The sequence below is a fragment of the Paenibacillus hamazuiensis genome (assembly GCF_023276405.1).
Lineage (GTDB): Bacteria > Bacillota > Bacilli > Paenibacillales > NBRC-103111 > Paenibacillus_AF > Paenibacillus_AF hamazuiensis.
In genome coordinates, this window is record NZ_JALRMO010000001.1 from 2,777,477 (window position 1) to 2,795,381 (window position 17,905).

The 17,905-nt window shown below is 55.8% G+C and carries 18 protein-coding genes; 2 read left to right on the forward strand and 16 right to left on the reverse strand.

What is annotated here, in order from left to right:
* Nucleotides 1-5: 5 nt before the first annotated feature.
* A complete protein-coding gene (locus tag MYS68_RS12180; RefSeq protein ID WP_248930891.1) occupies nucleotides 6-860 on the reverse strand; it encodes a carbohydrate ABC transporter permease in 855 nt (284 codons plus the stop codon).
* 188 nt (nucleotides 861-1,048) lie between these two features.
* Here MYS68_RS12180 and MYS68_RS12185 point away from each other — a divergent pair, with 188 nt between their 5' ends.
* The gene (locus tag MYS68_RS12185; protein WP_248926095.1) at nucleotides 1,049-1,738 is read left to right on the forward strand and encodes a response regulator transcription factor; all 690 of its coding nucleotides are present in this window, start codon (nucleotides 1,049-1,051) and stop codon (nucleotides 1,736-1,738) included.
* Nucleotides 1,735-3,318 carry a sensor histidine kinase gene (locus MYS68_RS12190; protein WP_248926096.1) on the forward strand — a complete coding sequence of 528 codons (1,584 nt, stop codon included), beginning with the start codon at nucleotides 1,735-1,737 and terminating at the stop codon, nucleotides 3,316-3,318. Before MYS68_RS12185 ends, MYS68_RS12190 begins: the two co-directional genes overlap by 4 nt.
* A 35-nt stretch (nucleotides 3,319-3,353) precedes the next feature.
* Here the strand turns inward: MYS68_RS12190 and MYS68_RS12195 are convergent, their stop codons facing one another.
* The 15 genes from MYS68_RS12195 to MYS68_RS12265 all read right to left on the reverse strand — a co-directional run bounded on the left by MYS68_RS12195 (nucleotide 3,354) and on the right by MYS68_RS12265 (nucleotide 17,746).
* The gene (locus MYS68_RS12195; protein WP_248926097.1) at nucleotides 3,354-4,124 is read right to left on the reverse strand and encodes an HAD family hydrolase; all 771 of its coding nucleotides are present in this window, start codon (nucleotides 4,122-4,124) and stop codon (nucleotides 3,354-3,356) included.
* A complete protein-coding gene (locus tag MYS68_RS12200) occupies nucleotides 4,121-4,942 on the reverse strand; it encodes a carbohydrate ABC transporter permease (RefSeq protein WP_248926098.1) in 822 nt (273 codons plus the stop codon). Before MYS68_RS12200 ends, MYS68_RS12195 begins: the two co-directional genes overlap by 4 nt.
* Before the next feature lie 42 nt (nucleotides 4,943-4,984).
* Nucleotides 4,985-5,962 carry a carbohydrate ABC transporter permease gene (locus MYS68_RS12205; protein WP_338043569.1) on the reverse strand — a complete coding sequence of 326 codons (978 nt, stop codon included), beginning with the start codon at nucleotides 5,960-5,962 and terminating at the stop codon, nucleotides 4,985-4,987.
* Between the two features lie 34 nt (nucleotides 5,963-5,996).
* The gene (locus tag MYS68_RS12210) at nucleotides 5,997-7,031 is read right to left on the reverse strand and encodes a serine hydrolase domain-containing protein (RefSeq protein ID WP_248926099.1); all 1,035 of its coding nucleotides are present in this window, start codon (nucleotides 7,029-7,031) and stop codon (nucleotides 5,997-5,999) included.
* A gap of 54 nt (nucleotides 7,032-7,085) precedes the next feature.
* Complete coding sequence (locus MYS68_RS12215) at nucleotides 7,086-8,018, reverse strand: C40 family peptidase (RefSeq protein ID WP_248926100.1); 933 nt, start codon at nucleotides 8,016-8,018, stop codon at nucleotides 7,086-7,088.
* Complete coding sequence (locus MYS68_RS12220) at nucleotides 8,015-9,115, reverse strand: dipeptide epimerase (RefSeq protein ID WP_248926101.1); 1,101 nt, start codon at nucleotides 9,113-9,115, stop codon at nucleotides 8,015-8,017. The genes MYS68_RS12215 and MYS68_RS12220 overlap by 4 nt, the downstream gene beginning before the upstream one ends.
* 76 nt (nucleotides 9,116-9,191) lie before the next feature.
* Nucleotides 9,192-10,493, reverse strand: a complete 1,302-nt coding sequence (locus tag MYS68_RS12225; protein ID WP_248926102.1) for an ABC transporter substrate-binding protein — start codon at nucleotides 10,491-10,493, stop codon at nucleotides 9,192-9,194.
* A 204-nt stretch (nucleotides 10,494-10,697) separates the two neighbouring features.
* Nucleotides 10,698-11,318 (reverse strand): L,D-transpeptidase family protein, encoded by a 621-nt coding sequence (locus MYS68_RS12230; protein ID WP_248926103.1) that lies wholly within the window; start codon nucleotides 11,316-11,318, stop codon nucleotides 10,698-10,700.
* Nucleotides 11,319-11,386: 68 nt separating this feature from the next.
* On the reverse strand, nucleotides 11,387-11,707 hold the full coding sequence (locus MYS68_RS12235) for a hypothetical protein (protein ID WP_248926104.1): 321 nt from the start codon (nucleotides 11,705-11,707) through the stop codon (nucleotides 11,387-11,389).
* Complete coding sequence (locus tag MYS68_RS12240; RefSeq protein WP_248930893.1) at nucleotides 11,700-13,214, reverse strand: MFS transporter; 1,515 nt, start codon at nucleotides 13,212-13,214, stop codon at nucleotides 11,700-11,702. The genes MYS68_RS12235 and MYS68_RS12240 overlap by 8 nt, the downstream gene beginning before the upstream one ends.
* An 11-nt stretch (nucleotides 13,215-13,225) precedes the next feature.
* Entirely contained in the window at nucleotides 13,226-13,414 is a 189-nt protein-coding gene (locus MYS68_RS12245; protein WP_248926105.1) for a hypothetical protein, read from the reverse strand.
* Nucleotides 13,404-13,940, reverse strand: a complete 537-nt coding sequence (locus MYS68_RS12250; protein ID WP_248926106.1) for a Rieske 2Fe-2S domain-containing protein — start codon at nucleotides 13,938-13,940, stop codon at nucleotides 13,404-13,406. Before MYS68_RS12250 ends, MYS68_RS12245 begins: the two co-directional genes overlap by 11 nt.
* Before the next feature lie 32 nt (nucleotides 13,941-13,972).
* A complete protein-coding gene (locus MYS68_RS12255; protein WP_248926107.1) occupies nucleotides 13,973-14,536 on the reverse strand; it encodes a 4Fe-4S dicluster domain-containing protein in 564 nt (187 codons plus the stop codon).
* Entirely contained in the window at nucleotides 14,533-16,719 is a 2,187-nt protein-coding gene (locus MYS68_RS12260) for a molybdopterin oxidoreductase family protein (RefSeq protein ID WP_248926108.1), read from the reverse strand. Before MYS68_RS12260 ends, MYS68_RS12255 begins: the two co-directional genes overlap by 4 nt.
* Nucleotides 16,706-17,746 (reverse strand): hypothetical protein, encoded by a 1,041-nt coding sequence (locus MYS68_RS12265; protein WP_248926109.1) that lies wholly within the window; start codon nucleotides 17,744-17,746, stop codon nucleotides 16,706-16,708. Before MYS68_RS12265 ends, MYS68_RS12260 begins: the two co-directional genes overlap by 14 nt.
* Between the last annotated feature and the right edge of the window lie 159 nt (nucleotides 17,747-17,905).

Genomic DNA, 17,905 nt, shown 5'->3' on the forward strand with positions numbered 1-17,905 from the left:
CGATGTCATCCGAGCGATTGGCTGATTCGTCTCTCTGCGGCGAACAACACGAGCACCAGCACAATGACGACGATGGCCATGAGAAACGCGGCCGTCGTCAGCTTCTGGTAATCCAGCGAGCGAAACATGTTGTTCATGTAATGCTGCAGCATATAAATGCTCTCGTGCGGATAGCCGCCGGCGATCAGGTATGTTTCGCGAAACACTTTGAACGAATGGATGATCGACATGATAAAGACGAAAAATGCGGTCGGCATTAAATAAATGAGCGTAATTCCCCTCCATTGGCGAAACCGGGATGCCCCGTCAAGCGAAGCCGCTTCGTAATATTCGGCCGGAATATTTTGCAGGCCCGCGAGAAAGAGCAGCATGTTGTAGCCCGCGTTTTTCCACAAATAGACGAGCACGATTACCCACATGGCCGCATCGCTTTCCATCCAGTCCACCGGCGGTTTGCCAAGCGTAACCAGCCAGCCGTTCAGGACGCCGCCGCTGTCAAACAGCACCTGCCAAACGAGCACGACCGAGGCGACCGGAACAACGAGCGGCGTCACAAAAGCAAGGCGAAGCCATTTTCGCACATAGACGCTGCAGTTCAGCAGCATCGCCAGCGTAAGTGACACCGCCATGCCGAGCGGTACGCAAACCGCCGTAAACTTGGCCGAATTCGCCGCCGCCCGCAAAAACGCCTCGTTGCCGAGCAGCTCTTCATAATTGCGCAGACCGACAAAGGTTCCGTCGACGGGAGAGTCGACGAGCGAGTAATACAACCCGATGCCGAAAGGCAGCAGGAAAAACAGGAAATAGCCGATGAGGCTGGGCGACAAAAAGGCGGCGGCAATCCAGCGCTCCTTGACCATGGCCCTGCTAGTTTTCACATTTGCATTCCTCCTCGTTTGCTGGTTGGAGCTTGTATGGTTGGATCAAGCTGCCAATTGATCTCGATTTGCATTGTAAGATTCCAAAGTGACAACCGTGTGACAGATCTGATAGAATATGTGGCAAATGTGAGAGACTGCCGAATTCATGACAAGGAGTGTTCGGACCGATGGGGAAAACGGTGCTGATCGTCGAGGACGAAGTACGGCTGCAGCGGCTGCTGAACGATTATTTGCGGCACGGGGGCTATGAGACGGTTTTGGCCAAAAACGGCCGGGAGGCGCTCGAGCGCTTTAACGAACGGGGCGTCGATCTCGTTTTGCTTGACGTGATGATGCCGTTTTTGGACGGGTGGTCCGTATGCCGTGAAATGCGGGCAAAGTCTGGGGTGCTTATCCTGATGCTCACCGCCCGCTCCGAGGAAGAGGACAAGCTGAAAGGCTACGAGCTCGGCGCCGACGACTACATTACGAAGCCGTTCAGCCCTCAGGTGCTGCTCGCCAAAATTCGCGCGTTGTTCAAACGCCAGGAAATGCTTCTTGGCACGCAGCGCGAGCCGGACGACATCCTATCCGCGAATGGCCTCTCGATTGACTTAAAAGCCCGTACCGTAAGCGCGGACGAAGAACCGGTTTCATTGTCCCCGAAAGAATTCGACCTGCTGCTGTATATGGCCAAAAACTTCAATATCGCCCTGACCCGGGACAAGCTGCTCGAGCATGTATGGGGTTACGATTACGAAGGAGATGAGCGGACACTCGATACGACCATCAAGCGGCTTCGACAAAAGCTGGGAGGCAAAGCGAATATGATCGAGACGGTGAAAGGCGTCGGCTACAAATTTCAGGTGGGCAAATGAAAAAATGGCCGATTTCTCTCAAGTTGTTTGCGGTGACGTGCCTGTTTCTGACCCTGTTTTTATCCGCCGTGCAGTTCGTCCAGCTGTCGTGGTTCGAGCCTTATTACAAAAATAAAAAAATGAGCGAAATCAAAACCGCTCTCGATACGTTTAAAGCGCAGCATTACAAGTCACCGGGCGATTTCGAAACGCTGTCCCAATCGTTTTCGCCGCTCGAGATCAACTACGACGCAGTCGTCGCTACGGCCGACCTGAAAAACCCGGATAACATCGTCTACGATTTCGGGACAAACACGCCTCACATCCGTTTATTTCTCAAAATCAGAAATCCGGATGAAGCCGGCATGCTATCCCCCGAACGTGTTCAGGAGATGATGCTTCCCGATATCTTGAACGAAGAGCTGAAGTCATTCCTGGACGACCGGAAATTGTACGACGAGGTCACGGTGCAAGGTAGGACGGTCGCCTACGAATCCGACAAAATGAGCCCGATTTCGCGCGTCGTTGCCATCTCGCCCCTTCCGGCAGGCGGTTCGGCTCCGCGGCTGCTTGTCGCCATGCTGTCGCTGCAGCCCGTCGGCGAAGCGGGCACCGTGCTGAAAGACTTTTACGTTTATACACTGTTTGTTGTCATTCTCGGCATTTTACTGCTGGCCTGGATTTATTCGCGCATGATTTCCAGGCCGCTGGTCCGTCTTAACCATGCCGCATTGCGAATGGCCGAGCTCGATTTTTCGGTCGCCTGCGACGTTCGCACCGAGGATGAAATAGGCCAGCTCGGGCGTTCGCTCAACTCGCTTTCCGGCAATTTGCAGCGAACGCTCGGCCAGCTTCACGAAGCGAACGAGCAGCTCAAACGCGACATCGAAAAGGAGAAGCGGCTCGAGCAGCTGCGCAAGGAATTCGTCGCCGGCGTTTCGCACGAGCTGAAAACGCCGATCAGTTTGATCGGCGGTTATGCGGAAGGTTTGCGGGACAATATCGCACAAGGAAAAGCACGCGACGAATACCTGGATGTGATCGTGGAGGAAACGGAGAAAATGTCCGCGATTATAAACGATCTGCTCGATTTGTCGCAGCTCGAGGCGATGAAATACAAGCTGCGCCTTTCCGACTTTCCGCTGAACGAGCTGGTGTGTTCGGCAGCCCGCAAATATGCGGTCGAAGCGGAAAAGAAAGCGGCGCGGCTTGACGTGTCCGTCAGGCTGCCGGATGGCGGGCATGCCTTCGTGCGGGCCGACCGCCTGCGCATCGAGCAGGTGCTGACCAACCTGCTCGGCAACGCAGTCAAGCATACGCCGGACGGCGGACGAATCGAGGTTGTTTTGCGCCCGGAGGCGGACGGGAAATGGCTCGTTTCGGTGGAAAACGAAGGTGAGCCGATTCCAGAGGATGATTTGCCCCATATTTGGGATACGTTCTACAAAGTGGAAAAATCGCGAACGAGCGAAATCGGCGGAACCGGCATTGGACTGGCGATTGTCCGAAACATTCTGAACTTGCATGAAAGCCGCTTCGGAGCGGAAAATTTGCCCGGCGGCGTACGGTTCTTTTTCACGCTGGATGCGCATGCGCCTTGAGGCGATCCTCAAGACGACATGCCGCATGACCAGCCTTAAACGCAGTCCGACAGCTCCTCCATCCGGCAAATGACGTGCGTCGGCACGTAGGCGGAAGGATACGGATCCGTGCCGACATGGGGGTTTTCCTTCCTCAGCTTCTCCCTGCAAATGTCCAAAAACGCGGCTTCGTTCGGACGCTCGTCCGGGCGAAGCCGCTTCAGCGAATCCGGCAGCTTGCGGTAAATCAGTACCGACGAAACCCCGCTTTCGTTTGCCAAAAAAACGTCATGATCGAGCCGGTCTCCCACATGAGCCGCGATCCGTCCGGTCTCCCGCAGCCCGCGTAAAATTCCCGCGTCCGGCTTGCCGCAGCCGGCCTTTTCCGGGGTAACGATTTCGTCGAACCATTCGGCGAGGCCGAGTTCCTTCATGACGGGGTATTGGTATTTGTAAAAGCCGTTGGTCACCGTCGCCAGCTTGAAGCCCCGCTCCTTCAGCTTTTTTAACGTCGGAATGACCGACTCCTCAAGCAAATGTATTTTCGGAGACGCGGAATGTTTCACCACCAGCTGCTCCACGTCGATATGCAGATCGAGCTGCAGTTCGCCAAGCAGCCGGCGCACCATATCGTCCCAATCGTAAGCGGCCACCGTCAGGTTCAGCGACATGCGCCGCTCATGCTCGCGAACGAGCGCCTCCGTCGATTTGAACTCCCGCTGCAGCCGTTCGGAGATCAGCGCCTCGATTTCCGGAAACACCCACTTCCCGAACGGGTTTTGCATCAGCGTCCCGTCCAGGTCAAACGTAATCCATGTATGCATCATTTCACCGCTCCTGTCGTCATTCCCTCGATAAACTGTCTTGAAGCTGCCAGAAACGCCAAAATCATCGGGAGCGAGGACAGCGTAAGGCCGCAAAACAGCAGGTTCCAATCCGTATCATATTCGCCGAACAGCGTCAGCATGCCAAGCGGAATCGTCCCAAGCTCCGTGCTTTTGATAAAGATCAGCGGATAAAAGAAATCGTTCCATATCGCGATCAAATCGACGATGCTGACCGTGGCGAGCGCCGGCCTCATGAGGGGCAGCACGATTTTGTAATACACCTGAAAATCGCTGCAGCCGTCGATGCGCGCGCTTTGGTCGAGGTCTTTGGGCAGCGTGCGGAAAAAGCCGTAAAACACGAACACCGCAAACGATATATGCCCGGCCACATAAACGATGACGAGCGACATGAGCGTATCGAGCAGCTTCAGCTTCAGCATCATCATGTAAAGCGGCGAAATCGCCAGCTTCATCGGCAGCATGAGGCCGAGCATGAAAAACATCAGCACCAGCCCGTTCCAGCGGAACGAATAACGCGCGATGTAAAACGCCGCCATCGACGAGACAAACAGGATGAGCACCACCGACACGGCGCTGACGTAGACGCTGTTGACGAAATAATCGGAAAAATGTACCTTCTCCCACACGGACACGTAGTTTTCCAGCGAAAAGCCGGTCGGCAGGCCGAGCGGATGCGTCATGATTTCCAGCTTCGATTTGAAGGATGAGGCGATCATCAGAAAAATCGGATAAACGAAAATAAACGAGAACAAGAGCAGCACCACATATTTTGCCGATTGCGCAAGCCGCAGAGCCATGGATGACCTCCGATCGTATATTCGCCTGACAGAACAAATCTGTTAATGATCGACTTCCTTGCGTTTAAAGAAAAACATCGATACCGCGGTGGCGGCGGAAATGAGAATCAGCAATACGACGGCAAGCGCCGATCCCAGCCCGATCGACTCTCCCCCGCTGACCGATCCGAACGCAAGCCGGTAAAAATACAGCCCGAGCACGTCCGTCGAATAATAAGGGCCTCCCGACGAACCCTGCATCGCGAATATAAGCTCGAACGTTTCGAACGCGCCGATAAACGTCAAAATCGACATGATCATGATCGACGGCATCGCCAGCGGAACCGTGATTTTGTACACCATCGTAAGGCCCGACGCGCCGTCGATTCTCGCCGCTTCGTACACCTCCGGGGAAATCGCCTGCAGGCCGACCAAAAAAATAAGCACGGCAAAGCCAAGTCCGTACCAGCTGTTCACCAAAATGATCGCATACAGCGCCGTGTTCGGGTCGCCGAGCCACGGCTTCGCCAGCTCCTCCAGCCCGATCGCGCCGAGAAACGTGTTCAGCGCGCCGTAAGTCGGATTAAGAATCAGGCTGAACAAATAACCGACGACAATGACGGACAGCAGCTTGGGGATGAAAAACAACGTCTTGAACAGCTCTTTGCCTCTGATTTTGCTGTTGATCAGCAGCGCCAGGATAAAAGCGACAACCAGCTTGGCCAGCATCGTGCCGATGAAAAAGATGACGTTGTGTCCGAGCGCACGGACAAACGTTTCCTTGAACGGGGATTCGGTGAACAGACGGATGAAGTTTTGCAAGCCGATGAATGAACCCCGGGTGAGGCCCTTCCACGAAAAAAAGCTGTTCAGCAGCGCCTGGAAAATCGGATAAATCATAAACATCGCATAAAACAGCAGAGCCGGCAGCAAAAAGAGGTGGACAAGATGCTTCATGCTGCGCCTCCCCTTCCCTGCGGCCGGCTTGGACGGGGCAGACAAACGGACTTCCTTGGCCGGATCGATTCCTGTTCCTGTCATAGGCAGCTCCTTTTTCTATGGGATGCAGACCGTCTTACGCATGAAAAAGCGAAGCGAAAATTTCGTCGTGCAGCCTGCGGCGCAAATGCCGTAGAGGGTTGTTTCGCCCGAAGTGGACGGCATTCGTCAAAAAGATGACGGTCAGTTCACGCGAAGGGTCGATCCACAAACTCGTTCCCGTAAAGCCGGTATGGCCGAAGCTGCCCGGCGTCCAGAGCGTGCCGCAGCTGTACGGGGGCGATTGCGGGTCCTCCAGCACTTCCCAGCCGAGACCGCGGTTTTGAAACGGCTCGCGGGTCGCCTGCCGCATCAGCTCCGCCGGGATAATGCCGAACTTCTCCGGCTCCAGCCAAAATCGCGCATACCTCGCGAGGTCGTCCGCCGTGCCGAAAAGCCCGGCGCTGCCCGATACGCCGCCGAGGTGCAGGCATTTCTCGTCGTGCACCTCCCCGTGCACGTAGGCTCCGTCCACCAGCTCAGTGGCGGCAATGCGTGACTTCAGCGACGCATCCGGGTTAAACCGCGTTTCGGTCATGCCGAGCGATCCGAATACCGCCTTGCGCACATACCTGTCGAGCGGCTCACCGGAAATGCGCGCAACGATTTCGCCGAGCAAAATCATGCCGAGGTCGCTGTACAGCACCTTCGTTCCCGGAGGAGCGAGCAGTTCCTGCTTGAGCACGTCGTCAAGCACCCGGCGGCCTTGCGCCGTTCGCGGCTCATACGGGAGGTCGGCGGGCAGGCCGGAGCTGTGCATGAGCAGGTGGCGAATCGTCACCTCTTTGTGAGCGAACTCCGGGATATACTGAATCACCCGGTCGTTCAGACCAAGCTTTCCCGCCGCGACGAGCGTAAGCACGGCGGGCAGCGTCGACACGACTTTGGTCAGCGACGCGAGGTCGAACATCGTATCCAAAGCGATCCTTCTTTCGGCCGCGCCATCCGAAAAAGAACCGTACGCTTTCTGAAAACGGAACCGGTTATTTACATCCACGCTCAGCACACCGCCGGGAATTTTCCGCTCGCGTACCCAGCTTTGCACGAGTTTGTCTACGTTATCCATTTGCATTCCGAACCACCGTTTCTGAACCGGCCGTGCGCGTCGACTGCGCATGCCGGAGATTTACGACCAATATCTGACAGCCAGACAAAACTCCTTCGCCAGCTTATGCCCATTCCATTGTACCGTCTCAACCGCGCCCTTGGAATCCGGAGAATGGATCATTCTTCCTTCCCCTTCATAAATCCCGACGTGGTGGATATGCCCCTTCCCCTCGTCGCGCGCAAAAAAGAGCAGATCGCCCGGCTCAAGCCGCTCGCGGGCGACCGGTTTGCCTCCCTGCGCTTGCGCGGACGCGTCCCGCGGGATCGTGATGCCCTGCGCCTTGTGCATGGAATAGGCGAAACCGGAGCAGTCGTAGCCGAACGAGGACATCCCGCCCCACAAATACGGCAGCCCGATAAAGCGCTCCGCCTGCTCCACGATCCGCTTGCCCGCCCCGCCGTCCGCTGCAGTCGGCGTGATGCCGATGCGGATGCTCACGTCCCGGCGCTCCAGCCACCCTTCGCCCGAAGGCGTTAGCATGCGAACGCGGAGGTCCGTCTCTTCCAGCACCGGCAGCCGGGTCAAAAAGCTCAGCTCCAGCTCTTCAGCCATAGATGCCTGCGCTTCCGCCAGTTTCAGAACACTCGATGCCGCGGTCACTTCTGCCCATTTTTCCGCATCGACCGTCTCTCTCGTCTCCGCAAGCTGGCATCTCGGCACCCATCCGGGGTACCCGAGGTTATGTTTCGGTGTCGGCTGGTCGGGGATGCATATCTTAACCCAATCCCCCCACTCCTCCGTCACGACCACTTCGGTTCCGAGCAAAATCTGCGTCTGTACCCGGTTCGCATCGCACAAATCCAACTTGTCATCTGTCGTCATCGACCTTAGCCAGCCGCGCATATCCGCCGGATTGCTCAACGCCGGGGCGTCCAATGCTCTCGGCGAATCCGGCGAAGTCCATACGGTCGCCACCGCAACGGCCGCCCGCATTCTCGCAAGGCCGCTCATCCCAGCGCCTCCTCCCGGAATGCTTCCACACCGCGAATGCCGAGCCCGGCTTCTTCCGCAAACGTCATCAGCGGGCCGTCATATTTTACGCCGCCGTAGACGGGATCGTGCAGCAGCATGAGCGGCGCGTCCAGATCGACGCGCGTAACGTTCTTCTTGCTTGCGGCAAAATGAGCCGCCGCCGTTACGGCCACGCGCGACTCGATCATGCTGCCGACCATACATTCGATGCCGAACTCCTCCGCCATGTGGCAAATGATCTGAGCCTTGTAAATGCCGCCGGATTTCATCAGCTTGATGTTGAGCATATCCGCCGCACGGCTCCGGATTATCTCAAACGCCTGCTGCGGGGAAAAAACGCTTTCGTCTGCCATCACCGGCGTTTCTACGGCATCGGTGACGCGCTTCAGCCCGTCGATATCGTGAGCCTTCACCGGCTGCTCGACGAGCTCGATGTCCAGTCCCATGTCTTCCATACGGCGGATCGAGCGGATCGCCTCCTTCGGCTGCCAGCCCTGATTGGCGTCGACGCGGATGCGGACGCCGCTGCCGACGCGCCGGCGCACCTCACGGATGCGCTCGATATCTCTCTCGATCGAATCTTTGCCGACCTTGATCTTGAGCACGCGAAAGCCCGCATTGGCGTAACGGGCGGCGTCCTCTCCCATCTCCTCCGGCAAGTTCACGCTGACCGTGTAATCCGTCTCCAGCCGATCCCGGTAACCGCCAAGAAACCGGTACAGCGGCATACCGCAACTTTGGCTCATCAGATCGTAGATAGCCATATCGACTGCCGCCTTGCCGCTCGTACAGCCGACCGCCGATTGGTGAACGGATTGCAGCAACTGTTCGTAAGCGAGCACATTTCTTCCGAGCAAAAGCGGCGCAAACGTATGGCGAATCGCAGCTTCAATGCCCTCCAAATAGTCCCCGGTTATAACGACGGTTGGCGGCGCTTCCCCCCAACCTGTCTTCCCGTCATCCAGCGTTATTCGAACCAACACGGACTCCGCATGGTGCACCGTGCGCAGCGCCGTTTTGAAAGGTTTGATCAGAGGGACGGATTGACGCCGCACTTCAACGCTCTGAATGATCATTTGGCCGCCTCCCGATGCCGTTTATTTTACTTACAAATTATGCAGAGCCCAATTCGATGGATTAAGTGGGGATTTGTCACTTCGGTTTAAACCATTTGTCCGCAGATGCCTGCGTATCTTCGGCCACTTTTTCAGGCGTCAGCTTGCCGATGTACATGCCCTGCAGCGAATCCTCGAAAGTCGTCTTCGTCGTCGGCGTGCCTTGGCTGAAGTTGGTGAGCAGCAGGTACGGAGTGCTGCCCTTTTCGCTCAGCTGGGCCATTCTTTTCAGCAGCGGATTTTTCGGCTCGACCCCTTTGATCGGGCTAACCCGGGTCAACTCGTCGCTGAACAGCTGGCCGAACTTTTTGGAAGCGACGAATTCCATAAACTTGAGCGCCTGCTCCTGATGCTTCGAGCTCTTCGCCACCCCCCAGGAGCCGTCAACCCAGGTCGCAATATTCGCCGGATCGCCTTTTTTCGCGGACAGACCGGGGATAAAATCGATCGGAAACGGCACTTTATTCGCCTCGAACGTTTCCAGCCTGTGGCTTCCGTTTATGTACATCGCGGCTTTGCCGGTATAAAACAAACCTTGGGCGTCCTTGTCTTCGATCGCGACGAAATCTTTCGGGAAAAAGGCCTCCAGCTGCTTCATCCGCTTGATCGAATCGACGAACCTCGCGTCCTTGAAATTGGCCGCGCCTTTAAGCAGCGACTGCACGTATTCGTTCGCGCCGTATGCGCTCGGACCGATTACCGTATGCGTCATCGAAAGCAAATATGCCGCTTTCCCGGATTGCGCGATCGGCGTAATGTTCTTCGCTTTCAGCGCCTCGCACGTTTTGACGAATTCGTCCCACGTTTCCGGAATTTGCAAACCGTTGTCTTCAAACAGTTTTTTATTGTAAAAAATAACCGCGTTGTTCAGCATGAAGGGGACGCCGTACACTTTGTTGTCGCTGCCTTTGGCCGCGTCGAGGTAGCTGTCGGGAATATTTTCGAGGCCTTTCGTTTTGTCCAGCGGGGTCAAATAATTCGCATCGGCAAGCGCCTTGGCGCCGTCGTAAGGGCGAAGCTGCAAAATGTCGACGCCGGTGCCGGACTGCAGCGCATTCGTCAAAATCGTGTTGTATTCCGTCGATTTGAACGGCTTGAATTCCACCTTGATGTCCGGATTGTCCTTTTCGAACTCGGCGACGATTTTCGCGTAGCCATCCTTATCTTCCGGCCTCCAGCTGTACATGACAAGCTTGACCGGGTCGCCTTTCGGCTTGGCCGCTTCCCCGCCTTCGGCCGGCTTCGTATCGCCCGGCGTAGCCGCGCCTCCGCCGCAAGCACTCGCCATGGAGCTCAGCAGGATCATCGCAGAACCAAAGATCAGCTTCCTCTTATTCATATTTCCGTCCCCCCTCATGAAATTTACAATTCCTTAACAAAAATTATATAAAATAATATATCTTTCTGTAAATAAATTTGAGAAATTTTATTTCATGAATAAGACAATAAAACCGGCCGCCCGAGGCTGCCGGTTTTGTAACGGTTTTGTAAAATAACAGTTTTAAAGGGCGTTACCGGTCCGGGCAGCTCTTTGTACCCGGCTTTACGCTCTCACTGTTGCTGCGATAACGATTTTTGGCTTTTTGCGCGGATCGATCCGCTTCATCAGCCGCACGAGGCTGTCATAGGACATCGCTACACAACCTGCCGTAGGAGAGAACTCATTTTTCCATTCGTGGATAAATATCGCGCTGCCTTTCCCTTTCACCACAGGTTCCATATTGTACTTGACGATAATCGCGTGGCTGTATAAAGGGTCGGTCAGCCGTTCGAACGATTTCCACCTGTCCGAAGGATTGCCTTTATGATACACCCAGCGGTTATAATCATCCGAATCCGTATCGTCGATCCAGTAATCGTAATCCGTCACTTTGCGATAGCGGATCAGAATGTCTTCCGGAGCGGGCTTCGTACCGAACGATTCGCCCAGCTCGTAACAACCGGCCGGCGTTGTACCGTCTCCTTCGGTTTTGTCCGCAGCGATGCCGCTTCGGCCTATTGCGACGGGGATGGGGCCCATCGTTTGCGTCCAGACCTCCCCCGACTTCTCGAACAGCTTGAGATCAGCGCGAAACGAAGCAGGCTGCTCCGCTTCCACCGAAATAACCTGTTCGCATAGGCCGAGCTGATCCCCGCCAAACGGCGGATCCCAAAACTTTTCCATAGTCATCCTCCGGACTTGATTCGCTTCAGCCATTACTATATGCGACAATTCGCCCGTTTGACAACAGTTCATCCTCTTTTCCTGCAATAACAAGCGCCGGCCTCTTCCTTGGGGATGACCCGCACATGCAGCCCCTGCAGCCAATCCCAGCAGCCGGAGCCTATCTTTTGCTCCACGCTGAGCAGCAGCTCCTCCTCCGAATCAAACGGCGATAAACCGTTTACCTCCGCTACGGCTATCTCAAGCCGATCTTCCCGCTTCCGCTCTACGAACCAATGACCGATCCCTGCAAAAACCCGCTCCATCTCCCGCTCAATCTCGTCAAAGAAACGGGAGTTCTTCATTTGAGGCCGAATGAACACGAGATCGACCCGAAATTCGCTAGGCATTGACCGCACTGCCCTTCGCCGCAAAATCCGCTTTTTCCGTAATGTCGCTGAACATGCCCGAATAACAGACGACATCGCCCGCTTCATTTTTAATGGCGCTAATAGTTAACCACTCTAAATAAATTTCGCCGCTTTTCTTCCGATTCCAGATCGCTCCCTGCCAAAACCCTTGGCTCCGCAAGCAGCCCCACAGCGAATCGTAAAACGCGCGATCCTGTTTCCCCGACTTCAAAATGTTCGGCGTTTTACCGATGACTTCTTCTGCCGCATACCCGGTCATTCTCGTAAAAGACAGATTGACCGAGCGGATGACGCCATTGGTGTCCGTCACCAGGATGCCCTCCTGCGTCTGATCGATGATATGGGTGGATATCGCCAGCTTCTCCTGGTAAAACATCCAGATCACCAGGATCAGGCTGGCCAGAGCCACCTGGGAAAGCGCCATGAAGCCGATCGCATAGTGCCCGGTCAAACCGTACAGCGCCGTCAGCAGCAGCGGGGGAAAAAATCCTCCCAGCCCCCCCATCGCGGAGATCATCCCGTTTGCGATGCCCGCCTGCTTCGTAAAATAAAGCGGTACGAGCTTAAAGATCGTGCCGTTGCCGGTGCCGGCGCACAAAGCGACGGTCAGGCATCCCACCGTATACCAGCCCATCGAAGGCGCAAACGACAGCAGCACCGCCGACAAGGTTAGTCCGGCGAAGACGAACATCAAAATTTTAAAAGGATTGAATTTGTCTCCGAGCCATCCTCCGACCGGTCGCATGGCGGTGGCAAGAACGATGAAACCCGCGGTTCTCATTCCCGCGTCGACCTTGGCCAGCTGAAAATTGCTGACGAGAAAGTTCGGCAAATATACGGTAAATGCCACAAAGGAGCCGAAGGTGATGAAATAAAACAAACACAGCAGCCACAGCCTGGAATTGCGCGATATCCCCCGGATCTGTTCGGGGAGCGAAGATTTGACCGGCGTTTCCTGCCGGTCGCCAAGCCAAAAATTCATTGCCGCCAGTGCGATCAGCAGCACTCCGTACATCAGAACCGTTTTCGGCCACCCGAAATAACCGGCGACCACCGGTGCCCCGAACGAAGAGATGGCCGTTCCCAGATTGCCGATACCGTAGATGCCGTTGACGAAGCCATGACGTTCCTTCGGGTAATATTTAGGAAGCGATGTCACTCCAACCGAGAATACGGCCCCGCCGATGCCGAGGAAAAAACCTCCGACAACCAAATCCGCAAACGAATCCGCCTGGCTGACCCAGTATACCGGGGCCAGGCATAAAATGAAGCTGATCATAAACAGCTTGCGCGCTCCGTAACGATTCGTCCAATATCCGACCGGTATTCGCATCACGGAGCCGAACAGCACCGGTATCGCGGTCACAAGCGTCAGCTGCGACGGGGTCATGCGAATGGTTTCTTTAATAAACGGCATCAGCGACGACAAAATGACCCAAACCATAAAACCGAGGACAAGACTGACGGTTTGCAAAGGCAGCTGCATCTTTTTTACATTCACACGGCATCACGCTCCTTGCGGTAAATCAGATAAGCTGCGGGAAACAGCAGCACGTTCAGCAAAGCGTATACGACCACAGACGCATACTTCTCATAGAAGAAAGCCCCAACCGCCTTCTGGGTGAACACGATGTCCAGGAACAACACGACGCATAAATAAACGACGCCTCGCCAGCTACGCTTCATACCGCTTCACTCCCGTCGCATAAATGGAACCCTTCTCTACCGATAGCAATATTTCCGGCAGCGGCCTTCTCGGGGGTCCCGCGACAGGGGCCCCGGTTTTGACATCAAACAGGCCGTGGTGACACGGGCACACGAGCTCCGCCTTTTCCTTGCTCCAGAATACCGGACATTTCAGATGGGTGCAGGCGTTCTGGTAAGCAACGTAGCTGTTTTCTCCAAGACGGACGAGCAGTGCGGAATCGTGTTCTCCAGGATAGGCGAATTCCACGGCATCCCCTACCTGCAGCGCAGAGATATCGGCGATTTTAAGTTTGGAGTAAGCCTTTTGCTTCAGTCCGTTCAGCTCCTGCGCCGCTATGGCTCCCCAAGGCAATGTCGATACCGCGAACAGTCCCGCCGCACCGACCATCGTTTTCATAAAGCCCCTGCGGTCCAGCAGCCGCTCGTTGTTTTTTCGTATATTGTGGGTATAGTTATCTTCTTCAAAAGGCACTTTGCCGTTTCGCGGTTCTTTCGGCTGATCCATTATAGTCCCACCCCTTAGTCAGGTCGCTATAGTCAAAACAACTTCACTGTTCCTTGTAAAATTCCCGGCAAGCTTATCTTTACGTTCGTTTCTCCTTCAAGCGCGTCGTACGGATCGCGGCTTGCCGTCCACCGGCCCAGCTGCTGCCGGGATTTTTTCGCCGCGAGCTCCTCTTCCGTCAGCCACTGCAGCGTATTCGTCGGGCAAACCGAGGCGCACATCGGCGGAATGCCTTCCTTCGTCCGATCGTAGCAAAGGTCGCATTTGTACATCAGGTTTTGCGCTTCATCGAATTTCGGGATGCCATAAGGGCAAGCAATCGTGCAATTTTGGCAGCCGATGCATTTCTCGACAAGCGCCGAGAGCACCGCCCCCTCCTCGGTAATCTGAATCGCCTGGGCCGGACAGCTGCGGGCGCAAGCGGGATTGACGCAGTGCAGGCACATCAGCGGAATCGTCTGCCGGTTCACGAACGGATTGACATCGTAGACGTAATTCCGGTTGCGCTGGTCATGCCCGCCGCATTGCGTGCAGGCAGCCAGGCAGCTTCGGCAGCCGATGCAGTTGTCTATCTCGATGTAAAGATGCTGTTTCATCGCACGCCCTCCTTCCTCTTGCCGGACGCATCGCCGATTTTTTCAATTTGCGCCGCACACGCTTTAAACTCCGGCATTCTCGACATCGGATCGAGCGCCGCAATCGTCAGCAGGTTGACCGATTGCTCATGGCCGAAATGATATGGCACAAATACCGTATCGGGCCGGATCGCTTCGATGATTTTCACTTTATACAAGGCCTCGCCGCGGCGTGTATACAGACGTACGATTTCATCGTGTTCGATCCCGTACCTTGAAGCGGTCTCCGGATGTACCTCCACATACGGCTCGGGGCACATATCCCGCAAAAACGGAATGCGCCGCGTCTGGTTGCCCGATAAATAATGATAAACGACGCGGCCCGTCGTAAGCCTGAGCGGATACTGTCCGCACGGCTCTTCCGCCGGAGGGCGGTACGGCAGCGCGCACAGCTTCGCTTTGCCGTCGGCATGGTAGAACTTTTTATCGAGAAACATATGCGGCGTACCCGGATCGTTCACGCTGCGGCACGGCCAAAACAGGCCGTTTTCCTTCTCGATCCGCTCCCACGTCGCCCCGTAATAATCCGCATAACCGCCCTTCGAGGCCAAACGGAACTCGTCCCCGACGTCGCGGGCGGTTTTCAAATGGCGGAAAAATTGGCCGCGGCCGAGCCGTTCGGCGAGCTCCACCTGGATAAGCCAATCCGGCTTCGATTCTCCGAGCGGCCGCTGCGCCCGGTTGATCTTGATGATCCGTCCCTCCAGGTTCGTCACGGTGCCTTCGTCTTCGGACCAGGAGACGGAGGGCAGCACCACATCGGCAAATTCGGCCGATTCCGACAAAAACATGTCCGCGCATACCATGAAATCCAGCCCTTTCAGAGCGGCGCGCACATAATTTTGGTTAGGGGCGGAAACCGCCGGGTTCGAGCACAGCAAATACAATCCGCGTATCGTTTTGCTCTGCATCAGCTCAAACATTTCGTAGGCGGATACGCCGGGCTGCGGCATTTCCTCTTGCGCGATGCCCCACACCCTGCACACCTCCTCGACGTGCTTAGGGTTGGTGATTTTCCGGTAGCCCGGCAGCAGATCGGATTTTTGCCCGTGCTCGCGCCCTCCTTGCCCGTTTCCCTGGCCGGTAAAGGTCGCCACGCCCGACTTCGGCCGGCCGATTTTCCCCGTCACGAGGCACATATTCGTATAGGCGCATACGTTGTCCGCGCCTTTATGCTGCTGCTCGATGCCGCGGGCGAACATGACGACCGCATTCGGCGCCTTGCCGTAAATTTCCGCCGCGCGAATCAGCTTCTCCGGGGCAACGCCGGTAATTTCGCTCGTATATTCCGGTGTGAACAGCTTCACGACTTCCTTCATTTCCTCGAAGCCGCTTGTATGCTCGCGGATAAACGCTTCATCGGCATAGCCGTTTTGCAGCAGCAAATGGACCATGCAGTTCGCCAAAGCGAGATCCGTCCCCGGCCTCAGATCGAGATGAACGTCCGCGCGGCGGGCGATCGGCGTCTCCCGCGGATCCGCGACGATCAGGTAGCCGCCGCGGTTTTGCACCTCCCACACCCGAAACATCGAAGTCGGATGGCATTCCGCCGTATTGCTGCCGGCGATAAACAGGCAGTCCGTTTCGTGCAAATCGGTCCAGGGCAGCGTGGAACCGCGATCTACTCCGAACGAACGGAGAAATCCGGCTGCCGCGCTCGACATGCAAAACCTGCCGTTATAATCGATGTAGCGGGTTTGCAGCGCAACCCGGGCGAATTTGCCGGTGAGGTAGCATTTTTCGTTGGTCATGGAAACGCCGCTGAATACGGATAAGCTGTCTTTGCCGTACTGCTGCTGAAGCTCCCCGAACCTTCTGGCAATAAGCGTATATGCTTCGTCCCAGCTCGCTTCGCGGAAGCCTTCCTTCGTCCCTTTCAAGGAAGCGTCGTCGCGGATGAGCGGGCGCAGCAGCCGATCTTCGTGATTCGTCTGCTGGTACGCCGTCACCCCTTTCGGGCACATTTTGCCGAGCGTAACAGGCCAGTCGTAGCGCGGCTCGACGCCGATAATTTTATTCGTCGCCGTATCCACCCGCAGATTCATGCCGCACTGCATGCCGCAGTAGGAGCAATGCGTCGGCACGAGCTGCTCGTTCGGGTGCGTTTTGTTTGCGATCGCTTTGAAAAATTTATCCTCGGGCATTCTGGTTGGCCTCCTTGACCTTGATCTCGTGCGTAGGGATGCCGGTAAACCGCGACATCCGGTATTTGCGCCTGCAGGGCAAGCATAACTCAGCGAGATGAAAGCCTTCCGGCATGCTGAATTCGATCTCGTTTTGCTTTAACACCCGGATCACGTCGCTCGATTGTTCGGCGGATACGAACCCGGTGCCGCACACCCGGCACGATTTCATCGCCTGCTCGGCGTAATACTCCCGATAACTTCTGGCGAACACGCTCATCGGGCGGAACGGAATATGCGCCAGCTTGCCGAACGGAATGTAAATCAGCGTGACGATCACCGACCACTGGTGAACGAGAGTCACGACCGAATGTCCCCAGCCGTGCAGGAACACGTTGCAGAAGGTGAGCAGCAGGCCGGTAATACTGACAAAAAGCAGCATATAAAGCGGCAAAAAATCGTAAACCGCCGTTTGCTCCGAGCGGGCCTGCATGTTTTTGAGCCGGCGGTAGAGCGCCATGCAGACGCCGCCGATCACCATAAATGCCGTGATGTTCAGCGCGTTGTAGAATAAAAAGGCGATGGCCCCGTCCGCTTTTACTTTCAACACGTCGATGCCGAAAAAGACGACGGTATAGAAACCGTTGTTTGCCATTGTAAAATACATCCACCCGAATACGAGCGGGAACGTAACAAGCGCCGATAACATGCAGCCCCAGCCCAGCAGCACGTGCTGCGTCCAGCGGTACCAGCCGCGGTTCCAGATGAACCGGTAGGTCGCCAGATGCTCGACCGCCGTTTGCGGCGTGCTTCTGCGAAACAACCTTCGAAGTCCTTTCTGCAAAATCAGCTTTGTCGGGGGGCGGTCGGCCCACGCGATAAAGCGGTAAAAAAAGCCGCCGATAAACACAATCGTCCCCACCATATATCCGTAAAGCGCCAGGTCCAGATGCGTGAAAAACCGGGAGCCGATGTAAATCAGGATAAGTAATGCGCAAACGGTGAGGAAAAACGATTTGGCAAACTTCGAGGCAAACGCTCGGTCCATGGTTCATATCTCCTTTGGTCAGGTGATCTATGTCCCTATTACAGCATGCGGCAGGCTGTGCCCGCGATGATAATTATCACACCGCCAAAACGCCGGACCGGAAGGAATCGGCGCCTGTCGTTGCCCCAATGCGGCAAGCCGTCCCCCAAACTCCTTTAG